Source organism: Amycolatopsis sp. NPDC114505, assembly GCF_055633615.1.
In genome coordinates, this window is record NZ_JBVKDV010000001.1 from 2,901,993 (window position 1) to 2,923,986 (window position 21,994).

Below are 21,994 nucleotides of genomic sequence, written 5' to 3' on the forward strand. Positions count from 1 at the left end.
ACACTCGGCGAAACGTCCACCGCCGGAGGTGCCCAGTGCCGTACCCAACGGACCACGAGCGAGACCGACCGTGGGTGATGCGCACGTACGCGGGCCACTCCTCCGCGGCCGCGTCGAACGAGCTCTACCGGCGCAACCTCGCCAAGGGCCAGACCGGCCTCTCGGTCGCCTTCGACCTGCCGACCCAGACCGGCTACGACCCCGACCACCAGCTCAGCCGCGGTGAGGTCGGCAAGGTCGGCGTGCCCGTGTCGCACATCGGGGACATGCGGCGGCTCTTCGACGGCATCCCGCTCGCCGAGGCCAACACGTCGATGACGATCAACGCGCCCGCCATGTGGCTGCTCGCGCTGTACGTCTCCGTGGCGCGCGAGCAGGCCGAGGCCGAGGGCCGCGACGTCGACGAGGTCCTCGCGAAGCTCACCGGCACCACGCAGAACGACATCATCAAGGAGTACCTGTCCCGCGGGACCTACATCTTCCCGCCGGGGCCGAGCCTGCGGCTGATCACCGACATGATCGCGTGGACCGTGCACCACGTGCCCAAGTGGAACCCGATCAACATCTGCAGCTACCACCTGCAGGAAGCCGGCGCGACGCCGACGCAGGAGGTCGCCTACGCGCTGTGCACCGCGATCGCCGTGCTCGACGCCGTCCGCGACTCCGGGCAGGTCGAGGCGGCCGACATGGCCAAGGTCGTCGCGCGGATCTCGTTCTTCGTCAACGCCGGCGTCCGGTTTGTCGAGGAGATGTCCAAGATGCGCGCGTTCACCGCGCTCTGGGACGAGCTCACGCGGGACCGTTACGGCGTAACGGATCCGAAGGCCCGCCGGCTGCGCTACGGCGTCCAGGTCAACTCGCTGGGCCTCACCGAAGCCCAGCCGGAGAACAACGTCCAGCGGATCGTGCTCGAGATGCTCGCGGTGTCGCTTTCCCGCGGCGCTCGCGCCCGCGCGATCCAGCTGCCCGCCTGGAACGAGGCGCTCGGCCTGCCCCGGCCGTGGGACCAGCAGTGGGCGCTGCGGATGCAGCAGGTGCTCGCGTTCGAGACGGACCTGCTGGAGTACGAGGACATCTTCGACGGCTCGCACGTCATCCAGGCCAAGGTCGACGAGATCATGACCGGCGCGCGCGAGGAGATCGCCCGCGTGCAGGACCTCGGCGGCGCGGTCGCCGCGGTCGAGAGCGGCTACATGAAGTCGCAGCTGGTCGGCTCGCTCGCCGAGTACCGCCGCGGGATGGAGAACGGCGAGCGCGTCCTGGTCGGCGTCAACAAGTTCGAGACGACCGAGCCGTCGCCGCTGCAGGCCGAGGGCGCGAAGGCGATCGAGACGATCGATCCCGCCGTCGAGAAGGCCGCCGTCACCGCGATCGAGGAGTGGCGCACGCAGCGCGACGACGACGCCGTCGAGCGGTCCCTGGCCGCGTTGAAGGAACGGGCGCAGACCACGGAAAACCTCTTCGAGGCCACTGTGGACTGTGCGCGGGCCGGCGTCACCACCGGCGAGTGGTCCGGCGCGCTGCGCGAGGTGTTCGGCGAATACCGGGCGCCCACCGGGGTTTCCGCGGCCGCCGCGGGTGGCGGCGACCCGGGGATCGAGCGGGTGCGCTCGCGGGTCCGGGAAACGGAGGCGGAGCTCGGCGAGCGGCTGCGGATCCTGGTCGGCAAGCCGGGTCTCGACGGGCACTCCAACGGCGCCGAGCAGGTCGCCGTCCGGGCGCGCGACGTCGGCTTCGAGGTCGTCTACCAGGGCATCCGGCTGACGCCCGAGCAGATCGTCGCGGCCGCCGTGCAGGAAGGCGTGCACGTCGTCGGGTTGTCGGTGCTCTCCGGCTCGCACCTGGAGGTCGTCCCGCACGTCGTCGACGGCCTGCGCGCCGCGGGCGCCGGTGACGTCCCGGTGATCGTCGGCGGCATCATCCCGCCGGACGACGCCGCGCTGCTGACCGAGCGCGGCATCGCCCGCGTGTTCACGCCCAAGGACTACGAGCTGACCGAGATCATGGACGGCATCGTCTCGCTGGTCCGGGAGCGTCACGGCCTCAGCTGAGGTCAGCCAGGATCTCCTTCGTGGACTTCACGGTGGCGAACTGGTTCGCCAGGTTCGCCGCCGTGACGCGGTACAGCTCGTCGGCGGTCACCTCCGGGAGGTCGAACGTGAACGTCGCGTCGAGCGCGAAAGTCACGTCGTAGCCGAGGTTCCCGCCCATCCGCGCGGTGGTCTCGCAGCAGAAGTTCGTCTGGATCCCGGCGAGCACGAAACTCGTGATGCCGCGCTTGCGCAGCCACGCGTCGAGGTCGACGTCGCCGAGGAACGCCGAGTTGACCTTCTTGCCGAACACCAGGTCCGGCCGCGCGCCGTCGAGCTCGGGCTTGAAGTCGTTGCCGGGCTGGCCGGGCCGCAGTGACGACTGCGGCCCCGTCGAGTCGTGGTGCACCAGCACGACCGGCCGCCGCCGCTCCTGCCACGCGTCGAGCAGTGCCTTGATGTTCGCCTCCGCGCCGGGGTTGTTGCGCGGGCCCCAGACGGGCTCGTCGAACCCGCGCTGGACGTCGATCAGGATGAGTGCCGTTTCGGTCATGACGTCGAGTTTCGCGGGGTTCTCGCGCTCAGGGGAGTGGCAGAAGACGCGCGATGCGGTACTTTCCTGCCATGCGCACGATCGGTGTTCTCCTGCTGCCGGGCACCCGGATGTTCGACCTCGCGGTGATCGGCGAGGTCTGGGGCCAGGACCGGACCGACAGCGGGATCGGCCCGTTCACCCTGCGGTTGTGCAGCCAGGGCCGGGTCCGCACGGCCGTCTCGCCGTTCGGTGACGTCGCGGCGACGCACGGGCTCGCCGGTCTCGACGGCTGCGACCTCGTCCTGGCGCCGGGCCGCGACGATCCGCTCGCGCCGGTCTCGCCGGCCGCCGTCGCGGCGCTGCGGCGGGCCCACCGGGCGGGGACAACCGTCGCCGCGCTGTGCTCGGGCGCGTTCACCCTGGCCGCGGCCGGTCTGCTCGACGGCCGCCCGGCGACCACGCACTGGCGCGACTTCGACGCCCTGACCGTCGCCGCGCCGCGCGCCGACCTCCAGCGCGACGTGCTCTACACCGACGACGGCGGCATCCTGACGTCGGCGGGCGTCGTCGGCGGCCTCGACCTCTGCCTGCACCTGGTCCGCCGCGACCACGGCGCCGACATCGCTGCCGCACTCGCCCGCCGTCTGGTGATGCCCCCGGCGCGCGAGGGCGGGCAGCGGCAGTACGTCGACACCCCGGTGCCTTCCGCCACGAGGCCGGGCTTGTCGTCCACAATGGACTGGGCACTGGCGCGGCTCGGTTCCGGGATCGGTGTCGACGACCTGGTCGGGCACGCGCGGATGAGCGAACGGACATTCCACCGCGAGTTCGCCGCGGCGACCGGCGTCACTCCGGGGCGTTGGCTGCGCGTGCAACGCGTCCGCCTCGCGCAACAGCTCCTGGAGACGACGTCGCTGCCGGTCGAGCGCGTCGCCGAGCGGTCCGGGCTCGGTACGGCGGCGAACCTGCGACGCCGGATGCGTGCCGAGGTCGGCGTCGGCCCGGACAGCTATCGGCGCACCTTCCGGCGGGTTACCGTCGGGGCATGACCGAGTACGAACACATCCTGGTCAAGCGCGACGGCGACACCGTCACGATCACCATGAACCGCGCGGCGCGGCGCAACTCGCTGTCCGCGGACCACCTGGCCGAGCTGCTCGCCGCGTTCCACGAGGCGGGGACGTCCGACGCGACCGGCATCGTGCTGGCCGGCGCCGGGCCGGTGTTCTCCGCCGGGCACGACTTCGGCGACGTCGCCGCGCGCGACCTGATGGGCGTGCGCGAGCTGCTCACGCTGTGCACGGACCTGATGAAGACCATGCAGTCGGTGCCCCAGGTCGTCATCGCGCGGGTGCACGGCCTGGCGACGGCGGCGGGGTGCCAGCTCGTGGCGTCGTGCGACCTCGCGATCGCCGCCGAATCGGCGGGCTTCGCGCTACCGGGCGGCAAGGGTGGCTGGTTCTGCCACACCCCGGCGGTCCCGGTGGCGCGCTCGATCGGCCGCAAGCGCCTGATGGAGCTGGCGCTGACCGGCGACGTCATCGACGCGTCCACCGCGCTCGACTGGGGCCTGGTCAACCGCGTCGTCCCCGACGATCAGCTCGACGACGCCGTCGCCGAGCTGCTGGGGCGCGCGACGCGCGGCAGCCGGGCCAGCAAGACGATGGGCAAGGTCACGCTGTACGCCCAGCTCGACCGGCCCGAAGCCGACGCCTACGCGATCGCGCTGGAGGTCATGGCCTCGGCGTCGCAGCTGCCCGGCGCGCGCGAAGGCATGGCGGCGTTCCTGGAGAAGCGCAAGCCCTCCTGGCCCGACTGAGCCGTTCCGCTTCCGGCCGGCTTTCGTCGTGGCCGCGAGCCGTACCATACGGTATGGTATGGCCATGGCGGGCAAGCGGGACTGGCTGGACGCGGGCTTGACGCTGCTGGCGGAGCAGGGTGCGCCGGCGCTGACGATCGAGCGGCTGACCGAGCGGCTCGGCCTGTCGAAGGGCTCCTTCTACCACCACTTCAAGGGCATCACCGGCTACCGGACCGCCCTGCTGGAGCACTTCGAGGCCGAGCGCACGACCCGGTTCGTGGAGCAGGCCGAAGCCGCTTCGGGTGACCGCCTGGGCGCGTTGCTGAAGCTCGTTCTTTCGCCGGGACCCGGGCCGGAGCTGGAGATCGCCGTCCGGGCGTGGGCGTTGCAGGACGCTGAAGCGAGGGCGGTCCAGGAGCGCGTCGACCGGACCCGCGTGACCTATCTGACCGAGATCAGCGGCGACGCCGGCCTGGCGCAGGCGCTGTACCTGATCGTCGTCGGTGCCGGGCAGGTCGTGCCGCCGCTGTCCGGCCGTCAGCTCAAGAGTGCGTTGGAACTCGTTCTGGGGAGAAGGAAATGACCGAGCCGTTCGTCGAAGGCGCCGATTACGTGGAGTTCAAGGAGATCGAAAGCGAGAACAGCCTGCGCGAGTTCGTCGCGGGCGTGTTCGGCTGGTCGCCCGTCTGGGTGAAAGTCCTGTTCGGCGCCCGATACGTGCTCGCGAAGGCGCTGCGGCTGGACACCGCGGCCGTTCCGCGCACCGGCCGGCTCCGGCCCGAGGACGTCGGGTTCGCGCCCGGCGACCGGGTCGCGTTCTTCACCGTCCGGGCCGGCGACCCGGAGCGCTACCTCGTCGCGGGCGTGGACGACAGTCACCTGAGCGGGTACCTGACGGTCGAGGCGGTGCCCCGCGGCTACCGGCTCGGCACGCTCGTGCACTTCCACAACCGCGTCGGGCCGGCCTACTTCGCGCTGATCAAGCCGTTCCACCACCTGGTGATCCGCGGGATGCTCAAGGCCGGTGCCGCTCGAACAGCATGAGCTGCGCCCACGCGGCGATCGACTGCGCGTCGGTGATCTCACCGGCCAGGATCATCTTCTCGAGGTCCGCGCGCGCGAACCACGCGCTGCGCATGTCCTGCTCCTCGAGCTCGCGTTCGGGCTCGCCCTCGGTGATGTCCGTGGCGAGGAACACCCAGCCGCGCTGGCTGCTCATGCCGGCGGCGACGTCGAGCTTGCCGAGCGGCACCATCGAGCCGGCGCGCAGGCCCGTCTCTTCGCGCAGCTCGCGCACGGCGAGCTCGGCGGGCGGCACGTCGGCGAGGTCGGGCGCGGTGCCCTGCGGGAACTCCCAGCGCCGTTCGCCCAGCGGGTAGCGGAACTGCTCGACCAGCCGGAACCGGTCACCGTCCTGGGCGATGACGAGCGCGTAGTCCGGCTTGTCGATCACGCCGTAGAGGCCGGCCGAGCCGTCGGGACGGCGGATGTCGTCCTCCCGCACGGTCATCCAGTTGTTCCGATACACCTCGCGGGACGCGACACGCTGAATGGGGTCCACGCGCCCAGTATCACCGAGGCTGTCCTACCCTCCTCGGGTGCGTCTCGTGATCGCGCGGTGCCAGGTCGACTACGCCGGCCGGCTCACCGCCCACCTGCCGATGGCCACCCGCCTGTTGCTCGTGAAGTCCGACGGGTCGGTGTCCGTCCACTCCGACGACCGCGCGTACAAGCCGTTGAACTGGATGAGCCCGCCCTGCTGGCTGATCGAGGACGGCAAGATCTGGATCGTCGAGAACAAGCAGGGCGAGAAGCTGGTGATCTCGATCGAGGAGATCTTCCACGACTACAGCCAGGCACTGGGCGCGGAACCGGGCTTGCAGAAGGACGGCGTCGAGGCGCACCTGCAGGAGCTGCTGGCCGAGCACATCAAGACCCTCGGCGACGGCTACACCCTGGTCCGCCGCGAGTTCCCGACCCCGATCGGCCCGGTCGACATCATGGCCCGCGACGCGGACGGCAAGTCGGTGGCGGTGGAGATCAAGCGCCGCGGCGAGATCGACGGGGTGGAGCAGCTGACGCGGTACTTGGAGCTGCTGAACCGGGATCCGCTGCTGGCCCCGGTCCAGGGGGTGTTCGCGGCCCAGATCATCAAGCCGCAGGCCCGGACGCTGGCGGAGGACCGCGGGATCCGCTGCTTGACGCTGGACTACGACGAGCTGCGCGGCATCGAGTCCGACGCGTTCCGGCTGTTTTAGCCGTGGAGCCCGGGCGGTACGTGCACTACAAGGGCGGCGAGTACGAGGTGCTCGGGCTGGCGCGGCACAGCGAGACGGAAGAAGAGCTGGTCGTGTACCGGGCGCTGTATGGAGCGCGGGGGCTGTGGGTGCGGCCGGCGGCGATGTTCGGGGAGACGGTGGAGACCGCGGACGGTGTGGTGCCGCGGTTCCGGCGGGTGGACTGAGGTTCATCGCACGTCGAAGGCGATCGCGTAGGTGCTTCATCGGCACCTCCGTGATCGTGGGATGAAGATCGCGGGAAGCGCGCCCGGTGTTTCAGGTGCGGGTGACCTCGGGGCCTCCGTTCGGCCCACAGGGGCGGGCCCGGCGCCGATACCGAATCGATGCCGAATTGCGGTATCTGATTCCCGGCTGATTACTCCGCAAGGAAATCGTTAACCCGATAGGCCTCAGATAAGTGATCGCCTCCTTTCTGACCTGCCTTTATGCGCTGTTCGGGTGAGTTCGGGATCTTATTGCGCCGACTCGTGGGACACTCGATTTCGAGGGGTTCCGCCGGTGTGTCCGGTGTGCCGGAGGGTGGTGCGCTCGGCCGTCTTTCTTTGTCGTGCCAACGTTTCAATCGCCTTCGAGCTCGGTGTGCGCATGTCGTCCGGCCGGGGTGCGCGCTTTTCGCCTGCACGGAGGAGGAAGTCATGCGTTATCGCCCACTCGGTTCCGATCCGGCCGACCCGCGTCTGGGGCGGTTCATTCCGGACGACTGGCGGCACGTCGAACGGTATCCGCTCGCCGCGCTCTCCGCGGAAGATCGGCCCAGCCGGGCGCCCGTCGTGATCGGGGTCAACTGGTACTCCGCCTTCGACACCCCGGCGGAGGACAAGGCCTCCGGCGAGTTCTTCATCGCCAAGGCCGGCGTCAAGAAGCTGGGCCGGATCCGCGGCGGCCACTGCGTCTGCCTCGAGCCGGGCGGCACCCCGGACACCGACGCCAACTACGCGTTCTACGACCAGGGCAAGGAAGGCGCCTGCGTCGGCTTCGGCTGGTCGCGCTGCATGTCGATCTTCAACGGCAGCGAGTACACCGCCCGCTGGCTCTGGGACTCGGCCAAGAAGCGCGACGAGTGGGCCGAAACCAACCCCGGCGACGACAACGGCACGTCGGTCCGCGCCGCGGCCGAGGTGCTCAAGGAGGCCGGGCACGTCCTCTGGGACGACTCCTACGCCAACGACGACTGGCAGGCGCGCGAGAAGTACACGCCCGAGGCCAAGCAGGGCATCAAGGCCTTCCGCTGGGCCAAGTCGGTCGACGACGTGCACTCGGTGCTCGCCAACCCGCGGGCCGACGAGCTCGGCGCCGTGCCGCTGCTCAACTCGTGGGGGCCGGGCTACCCGCACCGCACCTACCTGCCCGACGAGGTGCTCGCCAAGCTGATCGAAGAAGACGGCGAGATCGCGGTCCCGACCGACCGGTGATCCACCACCGCTCCCGCGGCGTCTGACGGAGGGCGCGTTTCCCCAGCTCACAGCCGGGGGGACGCGCCCTCTGACCACTTTGGACACGTCAGCGTGCCGACCCTGAATCCATGCAGTACTGTCCGGATCCGACAGGGTAGTGGTGATTCCTGTCGATTGTTGTCCGGTTTGAACAAAGGTACTGCCGGGAGGTGGGTCGGGTGCTCGTCCTAGCCGATGCGAACCTGCGACTCGACGCGAGCGCGATCGACTACATCGAGTTGGCGTTCTACTTCGTGCTCGTGCTCGGCATCGGGTACCTGGCACGGCGTCAAGTGTCCAGCAGCCTCGACTTCTTCCTGTCGGGCCGCTCGCTGCCCGCCTGGGTCACCGGCCTGGCGTTCATCTCGGCGAACCTCGGCGCGGTCGAGGTCATGGGCATGTCGGCCAACGGCGCCCAGTACGGCCTGCCGACCGTCCACTACTTCTGGATCGGCGCGATCCCGGCGATGCTGTTCCTCGGCATCGTGATGATGCCGTTCTACTACGGCTCCAAGGTCCGCAGCGTCCCCGAGTTCATGCGCCGGCGCTTCGGCAAGCCGGCCCACCTCGTCAACGGTGTCAGCTTCGCCGCCGCTCAGATCCTGATCGCCGGCGCGAACCTGTTCCTGCTGGCCAGCGTGGTGAACCTGCTGCTCGGCTGGCCGCTGTGGGTGTCGATCATCATCGCCGCCGTGATCGTCCTCTCCTACACCGCGCTCGGCGGCCTCTCCGCCGCGATCTACAACGAGGTCCTGCAGTTCTTCGTGATCGTGATCGCGCTGGTCCCGCTGACGATCATCGGCCTGGTCAAGGTCGGTGGCTGGCAGGGCCTGGTCGACAAGGTCACCAACAGCCCCGGCGGCACCGCGCAGCTGCACTCGTGGCCCGGTGACAACCTCACGGGCTTCGGCAACAACATTCTGTCGATTCTCGGCATCGTGTTCGGTCTGGGCTTCGTGCTGTCGTTCGGGTACTGGACGACGAACTTCGTCGAGGTCCAGCGCGCGATGGCGTCGAAGAGCATGTCCGCCGCGCGGCGCACGCCGATCATCGGCGCGTTCCCGAAGATGTTCGTGCCGTTCATCGTGATCATCCCCGGCATGATCGCCGCGGTCACCGTGTCCGAGTACGTCAAGGACAAGCAGGTCCTGCTCGACGGTGGTACCGCGGAAAGCGGCGTCACCTTCAACAACGCGCTGCTCCTGCTGATGCGCGACCTGCTCCCGAACGGCATGCTCGGCATCGCGATCGCCGGCCTGCTGGCCTCGTTCATGGCCGGCATGGCCGCGAACCTCAGCTCGTTCAACACCGTCTTCACGTACGACATCTGGCAGACGTACATCAAGAAGGACAAGCCGGACGGCTACTACCTGCGTCTCGGCCGCATCGTGACGTCGGTCGGCACGATCCTCGCCATCGGCACCGCGTTCATCGCGTCGAACTCCGGCAACATCCTGAACTACCTGCAGGACCTGTTCTCCTTCTTCAACGCGCCGCTGTTCGCGACGTTCATCCTGGGCATGTTCTGGAAGCGGATGACGCCGCACGCCGGCTGGAGCGGCCTCGTGCTCGGTACCGCGTCCGCGATCACCGTCTGGGGCCTGTCGCAGGCCGGGGTGATCGGCCTGAGCGGCCAGGGCACCAGCTTCGTCGCCGCGGGGACCGCGTTCGTCGTCGACATCGTGGTGAGCGTCGTGGTGTCGCTGGCGACCAAGCCGAAGCCGGACGAAGAGCTGGTGGGGCTGGTCTACTCGCTGACGCCGAAGGAAACGCGCAAGCACGACGACACCGGCGAGAACGCGGGCTGGTACCGCAAGCCGGGCCTGCTCGCGGGCATCGTGCTCATCCTGACCATCGTCCTCAACGTCATCTTCTAGGAGGTTTGACGGTCATGGCTACCGAGTCCACTTCACAGCCCAAGAAGGCGGGCGCTTTCGACATCCGGCTGATCATCGCCCTGCTGATCGGCGTCTACGGCGTCATCCTCACGGTGATGGGCGCCTTCTTCACCTCCGACGCCGATCGGGAGAAGGCGGCCGGGGTGAACATCAACCTGTGGGCCGGGATCGGCATGCTGGTGGTCGCCGCCGCGTTCGTCATCTGGGCTCAGGTCCGGCCGCTGGTCGTGCCGGCGGAGACCGAGACCGGCGACACCACCCCCGCGGCGGGGGAATAGCCGGGTTGTCCGGACAGCGGCGCGCTGGTTTCGCTACCGTGCACCGCGTGCTCCCTGACGTTCGGCGCCGCCGTCTCCCGAAGCTGTTCCTGCTGGTCACCGTCCTCGCGCTGCCGCTGACCGCGTGCGGGCAGGACCTCGGCAAGTCCAACTTCGCGCGGACGACGGTGCCCGCGGCGGCCGGCACCGGCCAGGTCACCGACGGCCCGATCACCGACGCCGCCGTGGCGGCGAACGTCCTGCGCACGATCAAGCCGTGCCAGTTCCTGACCAAGGAGGCGCTCGGCGCGCTGGGCCTCGGCACGGTCGAGGAGGACCCGTCGCCGTCGTCGATCGCCTTCGACCGGTGCGGCAACAAGGTGAAGGATCCCGGCGGCAAGGAGATCCGGCTCGACTTCGAGATCGGCGGCACCCTGCTGCCGCACGCGGACAAGACGACCGGGCAGGTCGGCGGGCTCCCGCTGCGCGTGAACAAGACCGACGACACGAGCTGCACGGTCGCGACGATGACGGCGCTGAACCCGGACATGGCGCTGACGGTTTCGGTCACCTACCCCGGCGACCCGTGCCGGCCCGGCCAGACGCTGATGGACGCCATCGTGCAGAAGCTCCACAGCTCGCCGGAGAAGTACTCGACGCCCGCGGGCACCCTGCTGGCCGCCGACCCGTGCGCGATGGCCGACACCGCGGCGGTCGCGCCCAGCGTGCCGTCGGCGAAGTCCGCGCCTTCGGGCCTGCACTCCTGCCAGTGGCAGAGCAACGGCGCCAACCCGACCGTGACCGTCGAGTTCCTGCCGGGACTGCCGCCGATCCTCGGCGACGGTTACTCCAAGGTGGACCTGGGCAGCGGGGTCACGGCGTTCCAGAAGCAGGCGAGTGGGAGCACCTCGCGGTGCACGGTGGAGTGGCAGCACCGGCCCTGGCAGGGCGACGACGTCGAACTGGCCCAAGTGGACTACGAGAACTACAACGCCCAACCGGCCACCGACGACCCGTGCGGCAAGGCGGTCACCGTCGCGAAGAACGTCGTCACGAAGCTCCCCAAACCCTGACCTGGCGGCGGGCCGCGCGGAGAGGTAGGAAGGGAACCCCACCCGCCGATGTGCCGGAGGTTGCCGTGAAGAAGATCATCAACGATCCGGCGAACGTCGTCGCGGAGTCGCTGCGGGGCCTCGCGGCCGCGCACGCGGACATCCTGCGGGTCCAGGAGGATCCGGACGTCGTGGTCCGCGCCGACGCGCCGGTCGCCGGCAAGGTCGCCGTCATCTCCGGCGGCGGGTCCGGGCACGAGCCGCTGCACGGTGGGTTCGTCGGCCTCGGCATGCTCGCCGCCGCCGTGCCGGGCGCCGTGTTCACCTCGCCGACGCCGGACGCCGTGCAGGCCGCCGTCACCGCGACCACCGGTGACTCGGGCGCCCTGCTCATCGTGAAGAACTACACCGGTGACGTGCTGAACTTCGAGACGGCCGCCGAGCTGGCCGCCGCCGACGGCCTCGAGGTGCGCAGCGTCGTGATCGACGACGACGTCGCGGTCAAGGACTCGACCTACACCGCGGGCCGCCGCGGGGTCGGTGGCACGGTGCTGCTGGAGAAGATCACCGGCGCGGCCGCCGAGCGGGGCGACTCGCTCGACGCCGTGACCGCGCTGGCGCGGAAGGTGATCGGCCAGGTGCGGTCGATCGGCGTCGCGTTGACCGCGCCGACCGTGCCGCACGCCGGCACCCCGAGCTTCGACCTCGGCGACGGCGAGATCGAGTTCGGCATCGGCATCCACGGCGAGCCCGGCCGCGAACGGATCCCGCTCGAACCGGCCGACGCGCTGGTGGCGCGGCTGGTCCAGGCAGTGGTGGAGGACCTGCCGTTCGAGTCCGGCGACCGCGTGCTGCTGTTCACCAACTCGATGGGCGGCACCCCGCTGGTCGAGCTCTACCTGGCGCACGGCATCGCCGAGCGGCTGCTGGCCGAGCGTGGGATCGTGGTCGAACGCCGGCTGGTCGGCCCGTACATCACCAGCCTCGAGATGCAGGGGATGAGTCTGACGTTGCTCAAGCTGGACGACGAGCTGACCGAGCTCTGGGACGCGCCGGTCAACACCGCGGCGCTGCGGTGGGGGGTCTGATGACCTGCAAGGCCGACGGGGTCGCGGCGGCCGTGCGTGCCGCGGCGGCCGTCGTCGCCGAGCACCGCGCCGAGCTCATCGAACTCGACCGCGCGATCGGCGACGGTGACCACGGCGAGAACCTGAACCGCGGGTTCACCGCCGTCGTGGCGGCGCTCGACGCGGCTGCGCCGGAGACGCCGGGTGCGGTGCTGAAGCTCGTCGCGACGACGTTGATCTCCAAGGTCGGCGGGGCGGCGGGACCGTTGTACGGCACGGCTTTCCTGCGTGCCTCGGCCAAGCTCGGCACCGCCGCGGACCTCGACGTGCCGGCACTGCTGGACGCGCTGCGCGCCGGGCTCGAAGGCGTCCAGGCCCGCGGGAAGGCGGTCGGCGGCGACGCGACCATGGTCGACGCCCTGATCCCGGCGGTCGCGGCCGCGGAGAAGGCGGCCGAGGACGGCGGGGACGTCGCCGCGGTGCTGACCGCGGCGGCCGACGCGGCCGACCGCGGCGCGGAGTCCACAGTGGAGCTGGTGCCGCGCAAGGGGCGCGCGTCCTACCTGGGCGAGCGCGCGGTCGGGCACCTGGATCCCGGCGCTCGGTCTTCGGCGCTGCTGCTGCGCGCGTTCGCCGAGGCCGCCCGGTGAGCGTCGGTATCGTGCTCGTTTCGCACAGCGCGAAGCTCGCGGAAGGCTTGGCGGAACTGGCCGCCCAGATGGCCCCGGACGTCACCATCCTGCCGGCCGGAGGCCTCTCCGACGGCTCGATCGGCACGGACTACGACGAGGTCGTCGCGGCCACCCAGCGCGCCGACTCCGGCGACGGCGTCGTGCTGCTCTACGACCTCGGCAGCGCCCAGATGACCGCCGAGCTCGCCGTCGAATCGCTGGCCGACCCGTCGGCCGCGATCGTCGCGGACGGCCCGCTGGTCGAAGGCGCGATCGCGGCGGCGGTCGCGGCGCAGTCGGGCAAGGACCGCAAGGCGGTGGCGGAGGCCGCCGCGGCCGCCGGGATGCCCGAGGACCTCTCGCCGGCCGAACCCGCCCCCGCCGGCGATGGCGACGAGGTCGAGCTGGTGCTGCGGAACGAGGTCGGGCTGCACGCGCGGCCGGCCGCGGTGCTGGTGCGCGCGCTGAGCGCGTTCGACGCCGAGGTCACCGTCCGGCTCGGCGACCAGGAGGCCGACGGCCACAGCGTGCTCGGGCTGATGTCGCTCGGGGCCCGCCAGGGTGACCGGATCCGCGTGCGGGCGCGCGGACCGCAGGCGCGCGCCGCGCTGGACAAGGCGAAAGAGCTGGTGGACGGCAACTTCGGCGAGTGAACCCGGTTCGCCGACCGGGTGACTTGCGCGGTACTGACTCGATTCCGTCTGGGCTTCCGGCGGTTCCGTGTGGCAGAGTCAGGGGCCAATTACCAGCGAGTAACATCTCTGGAGGCCTCGATGGCGCGGGACATCTCGACGGTCGGAGTGGTCGGCCTGGGCACGATGGGGGCCGGGATCGCCGAAGTGCTCGCGCGCAGCGGGCTCGACGTCGTGACGGTCGAGCTCGACGAAACCGGCGTCGCCCGGGGCCGCGGGCACATCGAGCACTCGACCGAGCGCGCGCTCTCCGGCGGCAAGCTCGATCCGGCCGGCCGGGACGCCCTGCTGGGCCGGATCCGGTACAGCACCTCGCTCTCGGATCTGTCCGAAGTGGACCTCGTGGTCGAGGCGATCCCGGAGAGCCTGGAGCTGAAGGCCGACGTCTTCACCGAGCTGGACAAGATCACCCGGCCCGAGGTGGTCTTCGCGTCCAACACGTCGTCGCTGTCGATCACCGAGATCGGGGTGCACACCGCGCGCCCCGGCAAGGTCGTCGGCATGCACTTCTTCAACCCGGCGCCGGTGCAGAAGCTCGTCGAGATCGTGAAGACCGTGGTGACCGAGCCGGAGGTGGTCACCGACGTGGTGGCGTTCGCCGAGCGGCTCGGCAAGGTGCCGGTGGTGATCGGTGACCGGGCCGGGTTCATCGCGAACGCGCTGCTGTTCGGCTACCTCAACCACGCGGTGCGGATGTACGAGCAGCGCTATGCCACGCGCGAGGACCTCGACGCCGCGATGCGCTTCGGCTGCGGGTACCCGATGGGCCCGCTCGCGCTGCTCGACCTGATCGGGCTGGACACCGCGTACGAGATCCTCGACACGATGTACCACCAGTCCCGCAACCGGCTGCACGCGCCGGCGCCGCTGCTCAAGCAGATGATCACGGCGGGCCAGCTGGGCCGCAAGACCGGCAGGGGCTTCTACGCCTACGACGCGCCGGATTCGCCCACCGTGGTCTCGGACGCTTCGGTCAAGTCCACAGTGGAGGGTGTGCCGCCGCGGCCGGTGTCCCGGGTCGGCGTGATCGGCACCGGGACGATGGCGACCGGCATCGCGGAGGTGTTCGCCAAGCGCGGCCTCGACGTCGTGCTGCGCGCCCGGAGCCTGGAGAAGGCGCAGGCGTCGGTGGCTCGCGTCAAGAAGTCGCTCGACAAGGCCGTGGTCAAGGGCAAGCTGTCCGAAGAGGACGCTGCTTTGGCCTTGGCTCGGATCACCCCGGTGACCGACTTCGAGGCGCTGGCCGACGTCGACCTGGTCGTCGAGGCGGTGGCCGAGGAGCTGTCGGTGAAGCAGGCGGTGTTCGCGGCCCTGGACGAGGTCGTCCGCCCGGGCGCGGTGCTGGCGACGACGACGTCTTCGCTGCCGGTGATCGAGTGCGCGGCGGCGACGTCCCGGCCGTCCGACGTGATCGGCCTCCACTTCTTCAACCCGGCCCCGGTGATGAAGCTGGTGGAGGTGGTCTCGACGATCGCGACCGCCCCGGACGTGGTGGCCACGGCGAGCGCGGTCTGTTCGGCGGTGGGCAAGCACGCTGTCCACTGTGGAGACCGCGCGGGCTTCATCGTCAACGCCCTGCTGTTTCCGTACCTGAACGACGCGGTGAAGATGCTCGAGGCCCATTACGCGGGTGCCAACGACATCGACACGGCGATGAAGGTGGGCTGTGGCCTGCCGATGGGTCCGTTCGAGCTGCTGGACGTGGTCGGGCTCGACGTGTCGCTGGCCATCCAGCGGACGCTGTACAACGAGTTCCGCGAGGAGGGTTTCGCGCCGGCGCCGCTGCTGGAGCACCTCGTGACGGCCGGGCGGCTGGGCCGGAAGACCGGAAAGGGCTTCAAGGACTACTGATCAGCTGCCCAGGCTGAGGGCGACGTTCCCGTTCCGCGCGTCGTCGGGTTGCACCATGATCCGGCCTCGGTGGGACACCTCGACGAGGTAGAACTTCTCGCCCGCCGGAACGTTCGGCGCGGACAGCGTGAACACGCAGCTGCCGCCGCCGTTCGGCCGCCCGGTCCCGAGAGCGCCTTGGGAGAGCACGGTTCCCGCGGCGTTGTAGACGGTGACCGTGGTCCCGGTGGTGATGTCCGAGTAGCCGCCGGAACCGCCACAGGTGCTGTAGGCGTACCCGCCGCTGTTCAGCGTGAACGTGCCGCGGAGGTCGAACGCCTCCCCGGACGTGGGCGTGCCGGGGATCCCGGTGGGCGCACCGGAATCCGCCAGGTCCAGGCCCACCCACAGGGCGCCCACCAGTGCCGCGCCGCCGGCGGCCGCGAGCAGCAGATGCCAAGGGTTCGTTCCGGTGCGCACCGTGGGCGGAGCCTGCGGCGGCGCCCACGGGTCCGGCAGCACAGGTTCGAACGCACTGGTCATCGCGGCCTCCGTCGGCACGTCCGGGGATTGCTCCGTTTGCAGGAGGGAGGTCGGCCGGATGGCGACGGTCGTTACCGGGGTGCCCCGATCGTGATCGCGCGGCTCAGCGCTCGGTCACCTCGCCGAGGACCGGTTTCACGTCCAGGACCGGGGTGCCGTCGATCGCTTCGAGGCCCGTCACCGTGAGCGTGCCGTTCTCGGCCGCCATCACCGTCACCGTGTGGAGGCCGATCGGGTTCGGGCGGTCCGGGGAGCGTGTCGAGAACACTCCTTCGAGGGGACGGTCCGGGTCGCTGCGCGGGTGTACCGACTGGACCTCGCGGTCGGCTTCGTGCAGCCACGTCAGCAGCACGACGCGGTCGCCCGGGCGCAGGTCGGCCGCCGCCGGGTGGAACTCGGGGGCGAACACCACCCGGGCCGGTGGGGCGCCCTCGTCGGCCTGCCGCGGGGCCGTCGCGCGGTCCTGGAGGGACGACTCGATGTGCGCCACCGGGTGCACTTCGAAGGCTGTCACTTGTAGTAGCCGTCCACCGGTACGCGGGCCTCGTCGAACAGCGCCGGGCCCTCCAGCTCGTATCCCCACTTGACCGGCGGGCGCAGCGTGAGGAACTGCTCCGTCGACAGCGCGTAGACGACGCGGCCGAGCCCGGACCGCTCGATCGCTCCGGTGCACATCCCGCACGGCTGGGTGCTGGTGAACATCGTGGTCGCCGCCGCGGCTTCGGGGGTCAGGTTCTGCGCCGCCCAGCGGGCGAGCTTCAGCTCCGGGTGCGCCGTGATGTCGTTGTCGGACAACGACGTGTTGCGGTCTTCGGCCAGGACGTTGCCGTCGGCGTCGGCCAGCAGCGAGCCGAACGGCGGGTTGCCGTGCTCCTCGCGCGCTTGGCGGGCGAGCTCGATAGCGCGCCGCAACAGGGTTTCTTCGGTGTCCTTCACCGGTTCTCCTTCCAGGACGCGGCGATCGCCGCGAGGTCCCGCCACGCGACCTCCGGGTGGAGGGTCTCGGCGGGGTCCGAATCGAACGGGTCGAGCACGACGGTGTCCGCGCCCAGCGCCCGCAACTGCGCCAGGTCGTCGAGGATCTGGTCGAGGGTGCCTTCCCCGGCACGGCGGCCCGGGCCGGTCAGCTCTTCGCCGGTCACCCGCAGGAGGATCCTCGGCGCGAACGCCGGCATCGGCCGGTCGCCGGCCAGGGTTTTCAGGCGCTCCAAGCCTTCCCGGAACCCGGACATGGTCAGCCGCAGCGGGTGCCACGCGTCGCCGAGCTCCACCGCGCGGCGCAGCCCGGCGTCGCTGTGCCCGCCCAGCCAGAGCGGGATCGGGCCGGCGCGGTAGTCGTCCTGGTCGGCCCAGGCCGCGCGGATCGTCCGGAGGTACTCGCTGGTGAGCTTCCCGCGCTGCTCGAACGGCACGCCGAGCGCGTCGAACTCCTGCTTCGCCCAGCCGATGCCGGCGCCGAGCACGAGCCTGCCGCCGCTGAGCACGTCGAGGTTCGCCGCCATCCGGGCCACCAACAGGGGATGCCGGTACGGCACGACCAGCACGGTGGTGCCGAGCCGCACCCGCTCGGTGACGCCCGCGAGCCACGACAGCGTCGTGAACGGCTCGTAGAACGGCGCCGGGTACTGGCCGGCGACGTCCGGGGTGATCGCGACGTGGTCGGAAACCATCAGCAGGTCGTAGCCGAGGCCTTCGACGGTCCGCGCCCACGCGCGCAGTACGCCGGGGTCGGTGCCGGGGCCGAAGTTGGGGACGTTCACGCCGATCTTCACCACGAAAGGCTATCGAGGTCAAAGCCGTGATCGGAAGGGAATGATCACGGCGTTCGGCGGCTTCGGCCGTGGATCTCGCGGTACATTCGCCTCATGACCGAGAGTCTCGATCAGACGGACTGGGCCATCCTCGTCGAGCTGCAGCAGGACGCCCGGCTGCCGCTCACCGAACTGGGCCGCCGCGTGAACCTCAGCGCGTCGGCCACGACCGAACGGCTCCGGCGGCTCGAGTCGGCCGGCGTGATCACCGGCTACCGCGCCGACATCGACCTCGGCAAGGTCGGCTACGCGGTGCTCGCCGTCGTCCGGCTCAAGTACCCCGGCAGCCGGCACGAGGCACTGCACAAGCTGCTCGGCGAGCGCCTCGAGATCCTCGAATGCCTGCGCACCACCGGCGACGACTGCTACACGCTCAAGGTCGCCGCCGCCTCGATGGCCCACCTCGAGCGCACGATGGACGAGCTGGCCCAGTTCGGCAGCACCACCACGAGCATCGTCTACAGCCAGACACTGCCCTACCGCGGACCGCGGGAGCCCGCCCGTGATCTCGACGCCTGAGCGGATCCTCGTCTACGGCGTGACCGGCTCGGGCAAGTCGACGCTCGCGGCCCGCATCGCCGAGCGCACCGGCCTGCCCTACGTCTCGGCCGACGACCTCACCTGGCTGCCGGGCTGGGTCCAGGTGTCCGACGAGGAGCAGCGCCGCCGCATCGCCGAGGTGTGCGCGGGGGAGCGCTGGGTCCTCGACGCGGCGTACACCCGGTGGAAGGACGTCGTGCTGCCGCGCACCCAGCTCATCGTGGGCCTCGACTACCCGCGCTGGCTTTCGCTGGGCCGCCTGGTGCGCCGGACCGCCCTGCGCTCGGTGACCCGCGAGCGGATCTGCAACGGCAACGTCGAGTCGTTCCGCCAGATGTTCTCCGCGGACTCGATCATCCGCTGGCACTTCGCGTCGTTCGCGCGGAAGCGGGCGCGGATCCGGGAGTGGGCCGCCGAACCGCCGTGCCCCTCGGTCGTCCGGATGACGTCTCCGCGCGAGACCCGTCGCTGGCTCGAGTCGCTCTGACTCACGCGCCCGGCGGGAGCAGCGGGCCGCCGCTCCAGTGCTGGAAGACGAGGTTGGTGTGCACGCGGGCGACCTCGTCCCGGGCCGTCAGCTCGTCGAGCACCAGCCGCTGCAGCTCGGCGGCGGAGCTGGTCGCGACGTGCGCGAGGAAGTCGTCCGGCCCGGTCAGGTGGTAGACCGCGCGCACCTCGGGCAGGGACAGCAGGTGCTCGATGAACGGGTCCACCAGCGGCCGCCGGTGCGGGCGGACCTGGACGAACAGGAACGCCTCCAGCGGACGGCCCAGCTTCGCGGCGTCGACCGACGCGTGCTGCCCGGTGATCACGCCGGTGTCCCGCAGCCGGGCGACGCGGTCCAGGCACGTCGACGGCGCGATGCCGACCGCGGCCGCCAGGTCCTTGTTGGTGACCCGGGCATCGTTCTGGAGCAGGCGCAGAATTTCGAGATCAACCGGACTCAGTTCGACGGAATCGGCCATCCGCGAATGATATCCGAGACTGTTGCCCCGGATCCGGTGAAAGCTCGACCATGACGCTATGACCTCCTCGCTGCGCACGCGTGCCGTCCACGCCGGCCGTGACGACCTCACGGACCTCGGCGTGCACGCCGTCCCGCTCGACCTGTCGACGACCTACCCCTCCCGCGACAGTGCCGCCGAAGCCGCCCGGATCGACGAGTTCGCCGCCGGCGGCGAACTCGACGGCCCGCCGATCTACGGCCGGGTGGGCAACCCGACCGTCGAACGGTTCGAGCGGGCGCTCGCCGAGCTCGAAGGCTTCGAGCACGGCGTCGCGTTCGCCAGTGGCATGGCCGCCGTCTCGGCCTGCCTGCTTTCCGCGGTGGCGCAAGGGAAACGGCACGTCGTCGCCGTGCGCCCGCTGTACGGCTGCAGCGACCACCTGCTCGAGTCCGGGCTGCTCGGCACGGAGGTCACCTGGGCCGCGCCGGACGCCGTCGCCGCCGCGATCCGGCCGGACACCGGGCTGGTGTTCGTCGAGACGCCGGCGAACCCGACGCTCGCCGAGGCCGACATCGCCGCGCTGGCAGTCGCCTGCGGGGACGTGCCTCTATTGGTGGACAACACTTTCGCGACCCCGGTGCTCCAGCGCCCCGGCCGCCACGGCGCGCGGATCGTGCTGCACAGCGCGACGAAGTTCCTCGGCGGCCACGGCGACGTGATGGGCGGGGTCGTCGCGTGCGACGCTGAGGAAGCTGCCCGGCTGCGGCAGATCCGCTTCGCCACCGGCGGCGTGCTGCACCCGCTCGCCGGATACCTGTTGCTGCGCGGGCTTTCCACGCTGCCGCTGCGCGTCAACGCGGCGTCGGAGACCGCGGCGACGCTGGCCTCACGGCTCGGCGAGCACCCGGCCGTGACCGCCGTCCACTACCCGCGTCTCGGCGGGCCGCTGGTGGCGTTCGAGGTCGAGGGCGACCCGCACGCCCTGATCGGCGCGGTCCGGCTGATCACGCCGGCCGTCAGCCTCGGCAGCGTCGACACGCTGATCCAGCACCCGGGTTCGATCAGCCACCGGATCGTCGACGCGGGCGACCGGCACGACGCGGGGGTGTCCGACCAGCTGATCCGGCTGTCGGCCGGGCTCGAGGACGTCGAGGACCTGTGGGCCGACCTCGAGCAGGCGCTGAAGGCGCTCTAGCCGCAGCAGCCGCCGCCACAGCAGCCACCGCCGCCGCCCGCCGGGACCGTGGGTCCGCTCGCGGCCCCGGTGAGGGCGACCGTGGTGAGCAGCTTGACGGTGTCGGCGTGGCCCTCCGGGCAGGCCGCCGGCGCGCTCGATTCGCTCATCGGGCGCAGGAGCTCGAAGGTCTCGGTGCACTCGCGGCAGCGGTAGGCGTAGGTCGGCATGCCGCGATTATCGCCGGACGGCCGGGTGGATGGGAAGCTGGGCGCGTGCAGCCGCCTTCGCTCGCCGACGTTCCCCACCTCGGCCAGGTCGTCCCGTCCCTGCTCGCCGCGCTCGGGGTGCCCGGCTTCGCGAACACGCTGGCGTTGCCGGAGGCCCGCAGCGCCGGGGTCCTGCTGGTCGACGGGCTCGGCTGGGAGCTGCTGGCCGAGCACGCCGCGGACGCGCCGGTGCTGACCGAGCTGGCCCGGGAGTCGCTGCGCGTGGGCTTCCCGTCCACGACCGCCGCCGGGGTGGCGGCGATCGGCACCGGGCTCGCGTCCGGCGAGCACGGCATGGTCGGCTACACGTTCGAGATGCCCGGCACGGGCGTGCTCAACGCGTTGCGCTGGTGCAGCCACGAAGACGGCAGCGACCTGCGTGGCGCCCTCCCGCCCCGCGAGGTGCAGCCGCTGCCGACGACGTTCGAGCGGGCCGCGTCGGCCGGCGTCGACGCGGCCGTGGTGTCGGCCGCCAAGCTGCGCGACACGGCCCTGACCCTGGCCACGCAGAGCGGTGCGCGGTACGCCGGGGTGCACGCGCTGGGCGACCTCGCCGCGCGGACGCTGTCGGTGCTCGACGGGCGCGCGTTCTGCTACTCCTACCACGGTGACCTCGACCTCATGGGGCACGTCTACGGCCCGGGTTCGGCCGCGTGGCGGGCGCAGCTGCGGCAGGTCGACCGGCTCGTCGAGTCCCTTGTGGACGGTCTGCCGGCCGGGGCACTGCTCGCGGTGGTGGCCGACCACGGGATGGTCACCGTCGACGACAAGCTCGACCTCGAAGACGTCCCGGAGCTGCTTGCCGGGGTCCGGACGTTCGGGGGCGAGGTGCGGGCGCGGCACGTCTACACCGAGCCGGGCGCGGCCGCGGACGTCCTCGCGGCCTGGCGGTCGGTGCTGGGCGAGCGGGCCTGGGTGCGGTCGCGCGAGGAGGCCATCGCCGAGGGGTGGTTCGGGCACACGGTCAGCGACCGGGTGCTGCCGCGGATCGGCGACGTCGTCGCGGCGGCCCGGGGGCGGTTCGGGATGGTGCGAGGGCTCGCCGAGGCTGTGGAGACGTCGCTGATCGGGCAGCACGGGTCGCTCACCACGGCCGAGCAGCTGGTGCCGCTGGCGCTCGCCCAGGGGTGAGCGGGTCCGGCTT

27 protein-coding genes are annotated in these 21,994 nt (G+C 71.0%); 19 read left to right on the top strand and 8 right to left on the bottom strand.

Annotation, left to right across the window (positions count from 1 at the left end; translation table 11 throughout):
* Positions 1 to 35: 35 nt before the first annotated feature.
* Positions 36 to 2,051: a protein meaA gene (locus ACZ7OU_RS14430; RefSeq protein WP_470255329.1), complete on the top strand. Its 2,016-nt coding sequence runs from the start codon at positions 36 to 38 to the stop codon at positions 2,049 to 2,051.
* On the opposite strand, the gene ACZ7OU_RS14435 is transcribed toward ACZ7OU_RS14430, so the two are convergent.
* Positions 2,044 to 2,583 (bottom strand): cysteine hydrolase family protein, encoded by a 540-nt coding sequence (locus ACZ7OU_RS14435; RefSeq protein WP_470241471.1) that lies wholly within the window; start codon positions 2,581 to 2,583, stop codon positions 2,044 to 2,046. The two genes, ACZ7OU_RS14430 and ACZ7OU_RS14435, sit on opposite strands and share 8 nt — an antisense overlap.
* Positions 2,584 to 2,654: 71 nt before the next feature.
* Here ACZ7OU_RS14435 and ACZ7OU_RS14440 point away from each other — a divergent pair, with 71 nt between their 5' ends.
* The 4 genes from ACZ7OU_RS14440 (at position 2,655) to ACZ7OU_RS14455 (ending at position 5,410) form a co-directional block, all read left to right on the top strand.
* Positions 2,655 to 3,614, top strand: a complete 960-nt coding sequence (locus tag ACZ7OU_RS14440; protein ID WP_470255330.1) for a GlxA family transcriptional regulator — start codon at positions 2,655 to 2,657, stop codon at positions 3,612 to 3,614.
* Positions 3,611 to 4,384 carry an enoyl-CoA hydratase-related protein gene (locus ACZ7OU_RS14445; RefSeq protein WP_470255331.1) on the top strand — a complete coding sequence of 258 codons (774 nt, stop codon included), beginning with the start codon at positions 3,611 to 3,613 and terminating at the stop codon, positions 4,382 to 4,384. Before ACZ7OU_RS14440 ends, ACZ7OU_RS14445 begins: the two co-directional genes overlap by 4 nt.
* Before the next feature lie 64 nt (positions 4,385 to 4,448).
* Positions 4,449 to 4,949: a TetR/AcrR family transcriptional regulator gene (locus tag ACZ7OU_RS14450; protein WP_470255332.1), complete on the top strand. Its 501-nt coding sequence runs from the start codon at positions 4,449 to 4,451 to the stop codon at positions 4,947 to 4,949.
* A complete protein-coding gene (locus ACZ7OU_RS14455) occupies positions 4,946 to 5,410 on the top strand; it encodes a DUF2867 domain-containing protein (RefSeq protein WP_470241468.1) in 465 nt (154 codons plus the stop codon). Before ACZ7OU_RS14450 ends, ACZ7OU_RS14455 begins: the two co-directional genes overlap by 4 nt.
* Here the strand turns inward: ACZ7OU_RS14455 and ACZ7OU_RS14460 are convergent.
* A complete protein-coding gene (locus ACZ7OU_RS14460; protein WP_470241467.1) occupies positions 5,382 to 5,927 on the bottom strand; it encodes an NUDIX domain-containing protein in 546 nt (181 codons plus the stop codon). The two genes, ACZ7OU_RS14455 and ACZ7OU_RS14460, sit on opposite strands and share 29 nt — an antisense overlap.
* A gap of 37 nt (positions 5,928 to 5,964) precedes the next feature.
* Here ACZ7OU_RS14460 and nucS point away from each other — a divergent pair, with 37 nt between their 5' ends.
* The 10 genes from nucS to ACZ7OU_RS14510 all read left to right on the top strand — a co-directional run bounded on the left by nucS (position 5,965) and on the right by ACZ7OU_RS14510 (position 15,587).
* Complete coding sequence (gene nucS / locus ACZ7OU_RS14465) at positions 5,965 to 6,624, top strand: endonuclease NucS (RefSeq protein ID WP_470241466.1); 660 nt, start codon at positions 5,965 to 5,967, stop codon at positions 6,622 to 6,624.
* 2 nt (positions 6,625 to 6,626) lie between these two features.
* Complete coding sequence (locus ACZ7OU_RS14470; RefSeq protein ID WP_470241465.1) at positions 6,627 to 6,830, top strand: DUF1653 domain-containing protein; 204 nt, start codon at positions 6,627 to 6,629, stop codon at positions 6,828 to 6,830.
* Between the two features lie 471 nt (positions 6,831 to 7,301).
* Positions 7,302 to 8,078: a hypothetical protein gene (locus ACZ7OU_RS14475; protein WP_470255333.1), complete on the top strand. Its 777-nt coding sequence runs from the start codon at positions 7,302 to 7,304 to the stop codon at positions 8,076 to 8,078.
* Between the two features lie 200 nt (positions 8,079 to 8,278).
* A complete protein-coding gene (locus tag ACZ7OU_RS14480; protein ID WP_470241463.1) occupies positions 8,279 to 9,976 on the top strand; it encodes a sodium:solute symporter family protein in 1,698 nt (565 codons plus the stop codon).
* 14 nt (positions 9,977 to 9,990) lie between these two features.
* On the top strand, positions 9,991 to 10,275 hold the full coding sequence (locus ACZ7OU_RS14485; RefSeq protein ID WP_470241462.1) for a hypothetical protein: 285 nt from the start codon (positions 9,991 to 9,993) through the stop codon (positions 10,273 to 10,275).
* A 47-nt stretch (positions 10,276 to 10,322) separates the two neighbouring features.
* The gene (locus tag ACZ7OU_RS14490) at positions 10,323 to 11,327 is read left to right on the top strand and encodes a DUF3558 domain-containing protein (protein WP_470255334.1); all 1,005 of its coding nucleotides are present in this window, start codon (positions 10,323 to 10,325) and stop codon (positions 11,325 to 11,327) included.
* Between the two features lie 65 nt (positions 11,328 to 11,392).
* A complete protein-coding gene (gene dhaK / locus ACZ7OU_RS14495) occupies positions 11,393 to 12,394 on the top strand; it encodes a dihydroxyacetone kinase subunit DhaK (protein WP_470255335.1) in 1,002 nt (333 codons plus the stop codon).
* The gene (gene dhaL, locus ACZ7OU_RS14500; protein WP_470255336.1) at positions 12,394 to 13,023 is read left to right on the top strand and encodes a dihydroxyacetone kinase subunit DhaL; all 630 of its coding nucleotides are present in this window, start codon (positions 12,394 to 12,396) and stop codon (positions 13,021 to 13,023) included. The genes dhaK and dhaL overlap by 1 nt, the downstream gene beginning before the upstream one ends.
* Positions 13,020 to 13,697, top strand: a complete 678-nt coding sequence (gene dhaM, locus ACZ7OU_RS14505; RefSeq protein WP_470255337.1) for a dihydroxyacetone kinase phosphoryl donor subunit DhaM — start codon at positions 13,020 to 13,022, stop codon at positions 13,695 to 13,697. Before dhaL ends, dhaM begins: the two co-directional genes overlap by 4 nt.
* A gap of 120 nt (positions 13,698 to 13,817) precedes the next feature.
* Positions 13,818 to 15,587 (top strand): 3-hydroxyacyl-CoA dehydrogenase family protein, encoded by a 1,770-nt coding sequence (locus ACZ7OU_RS14510; RefSeq protein ID WP_470255338.1) that lies wholly within the window; start codon positions 13,818 to 13,820, stop codon positions 15,585 to 15,587.
* Here ACZ7OU_RS14510 and ACZ7OU_RS14515 read toward each other — a convergent pair whose 3' ends face one another.
* From ACZ7OU_RS14515 to ACZ7OU_RS14530, 4 genes are all read right to left on the bottom strand, one after another.
* The gene (locus ACZ7OU_RS14515) at positions 15,588 to 16,109 is read right to left on the bottom strand and encodes a hypothetical protein (protein ID WP_470241456.1); all 522 of its coding nucleotides are present in this window, start codon (positions 16,107 to 16,109) and stop codon (positions 15,588 to 15,590) included. It lies immediately after the preceding gene.
* 103 nt (positions 16,110 to 16,212) lie between these two features.
* Positions 16,213 to 16,623 carry a tRNA (N6-threonylcarbamoyladenosine(37)-N6)-methyltransferase TrmO gene (gene tsaA / locus ACZ7OU_RS14520; RefSeq protein WP_470255339.1) on the bottom strand — a complete coding sequence of 137 codons (411 nt, stop codon included), beginning with the start codon at positions 16,621 to 16,623 and terminating at the stop codon, positions 16,213 to 16,215.
* A complete protein-coding gene (locus ACZ7OU_RS14525; protein WP_470255340.1) occupies positions 16,620 to 17,045 on the bottom strand; it encodes a nucleoside deaminase in 426 nt (141 codons plus the stop codon). Before ACZ7OU_RS14525 ends, tsaA begins: the two co-directional genes overlap by 4 nt.
* On the bottom strand, positions 17,042 to 17,881 hold the full coding sequence (locus ACZ7OU_RS14530) for an LLM class flavin-dependent oxidoreductase (protein WP_470255341.1): 840 nt from the start codon (positions 17,879 to 17,881) through the stop codon (positions 17,042 to 17,044). The genes ACZ7OU_RS14525 and ACZ7OU_RS14530 overlap by 4 nt, the downstream gene beginning before the upstream one ends.
* 93 nt (positions 17,882 to 17,974) lie before the next feature.
* Here ACZ7OU_RS14530 and ACZ7OU_RS14535 point away from each other — a divergent pair, with 93 nt between their 5' ends.
* The gene (locus tag ACZ7OU_RS14535) at positions 17,975 to 18,439 is read left to right on the top strand and encodes an Lrp/AsnC family transcriptional regulator (protein ID WP_470255342.1); all 465 of its coding nucleotides are present in this window, start codon (positions 17,975 to 17,977) and stop codon (positions 18,437 to 18,439) included.
* Complete coding sequence (locus tag ACZ7OU_RS14540) at positions 18,423 to 18,947, top strand: P-loop NTPase family protein (RefSeq protein ID WP_470255343.1); 525 nt, start codon at positions 18,423 to 18,425, stop codon at positions 18,945 to 18,947. The genes ACZ7OU_RS14535 and ACZ7OU_RS14540 overlap by 17 nt, the downstream gene beginning before the upstream one ends.
* A gap of 1 nt (position 18,948) precedes the next feature.
* Here ACZ7OU_RS14540 and ACZ7OU_RS14545 read toward each other — a convergent pair whose 3' ends face one another.
* Entirely contained in the window at positions 18,949 to 19,425 is a 477-nt protein-coding gene (locus tag ACZ7OU_RS14545; RefSeq protein ID WP_470241450.1) for an Lrp/AsnC family transcriptional regulator, read from the bottom strand.
* A gap of 58 nt (positions 19,426 to 19,483) precedes the next feature.
* On the opposite strand from ACZ7OU_RS14545, the gene ACZ7OU_RS14550 reads away from it, so the two are divergent.
* Complete coding sequence (locus ACZ7OU_RS14550) at positions 19,484 to 20,602, top strand: trans-sulfuration enzyme family protein (RefSeq protein WP_470255344.1); 1,119 nt, start codon at positions 19,484 to 19,486, stop codon at positions 20,600 to 20,602.
* Here the strand turns inward: ACZ7OU_RS14550 and ACZ7OU_RS14555 are convergent.
* Positions 20,599 to 20,811, bottom strand: a complete 213-nt coding sequence (locus tag ACZ7OU_RS14555) for an FmdB family zinc ribbon protein (RefSeq protein WP_470255345.1) — start codon at positions 20,809 to 20,811, stop codon at positions 20,599 to 20,601. The genes ACZ7OU_RS14550 and ACZ7OU_RS14555 overlap by 4 nt on opposite strands.
* A gap of 45 nt (positions 20,812 to 20,856) precedes the next feature.
* On the opposite strand from ACZ7OU_RS14555, the gene ACZ7OU_RS14560 reads away from it, so the two are divergent.
* Positions 20,857 to 21,981, top strand: a complete 1,125-nt coding sequence (locus ACZ7OU_RS14560) for an alkaline phosphatase family protein (RefSeq protein ID WP_470255346.1) — start codon at positions 20,857 to 20,859, stop codon at positions 21,979 to 21,981.
* The last annotated feature ends 13 nt before the right edge of the window (positions 21,982 to 21,994 follow it).

Excerpts from the sequence above, each read along its gene's own strand:
- ACZ7OU_RS14475 (WP_470255333.1), top strand. The coding sequence starts at position 7,302 with ATGCGTTATCGCCCACTCGGTTCCGATCCGGCCGACCCGCGTCTGGGG.
- ACZ7OU_RS14515 (WP_470241456.1), bottom strand. The coding sequence starts at position 16,109 with ATGACCAGTGCGTTCGAACCTGTGCTGCCGGACCCGTGGGCGCCGCCG.
- ACZ7OU_RS14455 (WP_470241468.1), top strand. The coding sequence starts at position 4,946 with ATGACCGAGCCGTTCGTCGAAGGCGCCGATTACGTGGAGTTCAAGGAG.
- ACZ7OU_RS14535 (WP_470255342.1), top strand. The coding sequence starts at position 17,975 with ATGACCGAGAGTCTCGATCAGACGGACTGGGCCATCCTCGTCGAGCTG.
- ACZ7OU_RS14445 (WP_470255331.1), top strand. The coding sequence starts at position 3,611 with ATGACCGAGTACGAACACATCCTGGTCAAGCGCGACGGCGACACCGTC.
- ACZ7OU_RS14440 (WP_470255330.1), top strand. The coding sequence starts at position 2,655 with ATGCGCACGATCGGTGTTCTCCTGCTGCCGGGCACCCGGATGTTCGAC.
- ACZ7OU_RS14450 (WP_470255332.1), top strand. The coding sequence starts at position 4,449 with ATGGCGGGCAAGCGGGACTGGCTGGACGCGGGCTTGACGCTGCTGGCG.
- ACZ7OU_RS14545 (WP_470241450.1), bottom strand. The coding sequence starts at position 19,425 with ATGGCCGATTCCGTCGAACTGAGTCCGGTTGATCTCGAAATTCTGCGC.
- ACZ7OU_RS14485 (WP_470241462.1), top strand. The coding sequence starts at position 9,991 with ATGGCTACCGAGTCCACTTCACAGCCCAAGAAGGCGGGCGCTTTCGAC.
- dhaL (WP_470255336.1), top strand. The coding sequence starts at position 12,394 with ATGACCTGCAAGGCCGACGGGGTCGCGGCGGCCGTGCGTGCCGCGGCG.
- ACZ7OU_RS14550 (WP_470255344.1), top strand. The coding sequence starts at position 19,484 with ATGACCTCCTCGCTGCGCACGCGTGCCGTCCACGCCGGCCGTGACGAC.
- ACZ7OU_RS14510 (WP_470255338.1), top strand. The coding sequence starts at position 13,818 with ATGGCGCGGGACATCTCGACGGTCGGAGTGGTCGGCCTGGGCACGATG.
- ACZ7OU_RS14435 (WP_470241471.1), bottom strand. The coding sequence starts at position 2,583 with ATGACCGAAACGGCACTCATCCTGATCGACGTCCAGCGCGGGTTCGAC.
- ACZ7OU_RS14555 (WP_470255345.1), bottom strand. The coding sequence starts at position 20,811 with ATGCCGACCTACGCCTACCGCTGCCGCGAGTGCACCGAGACCTTCGAG.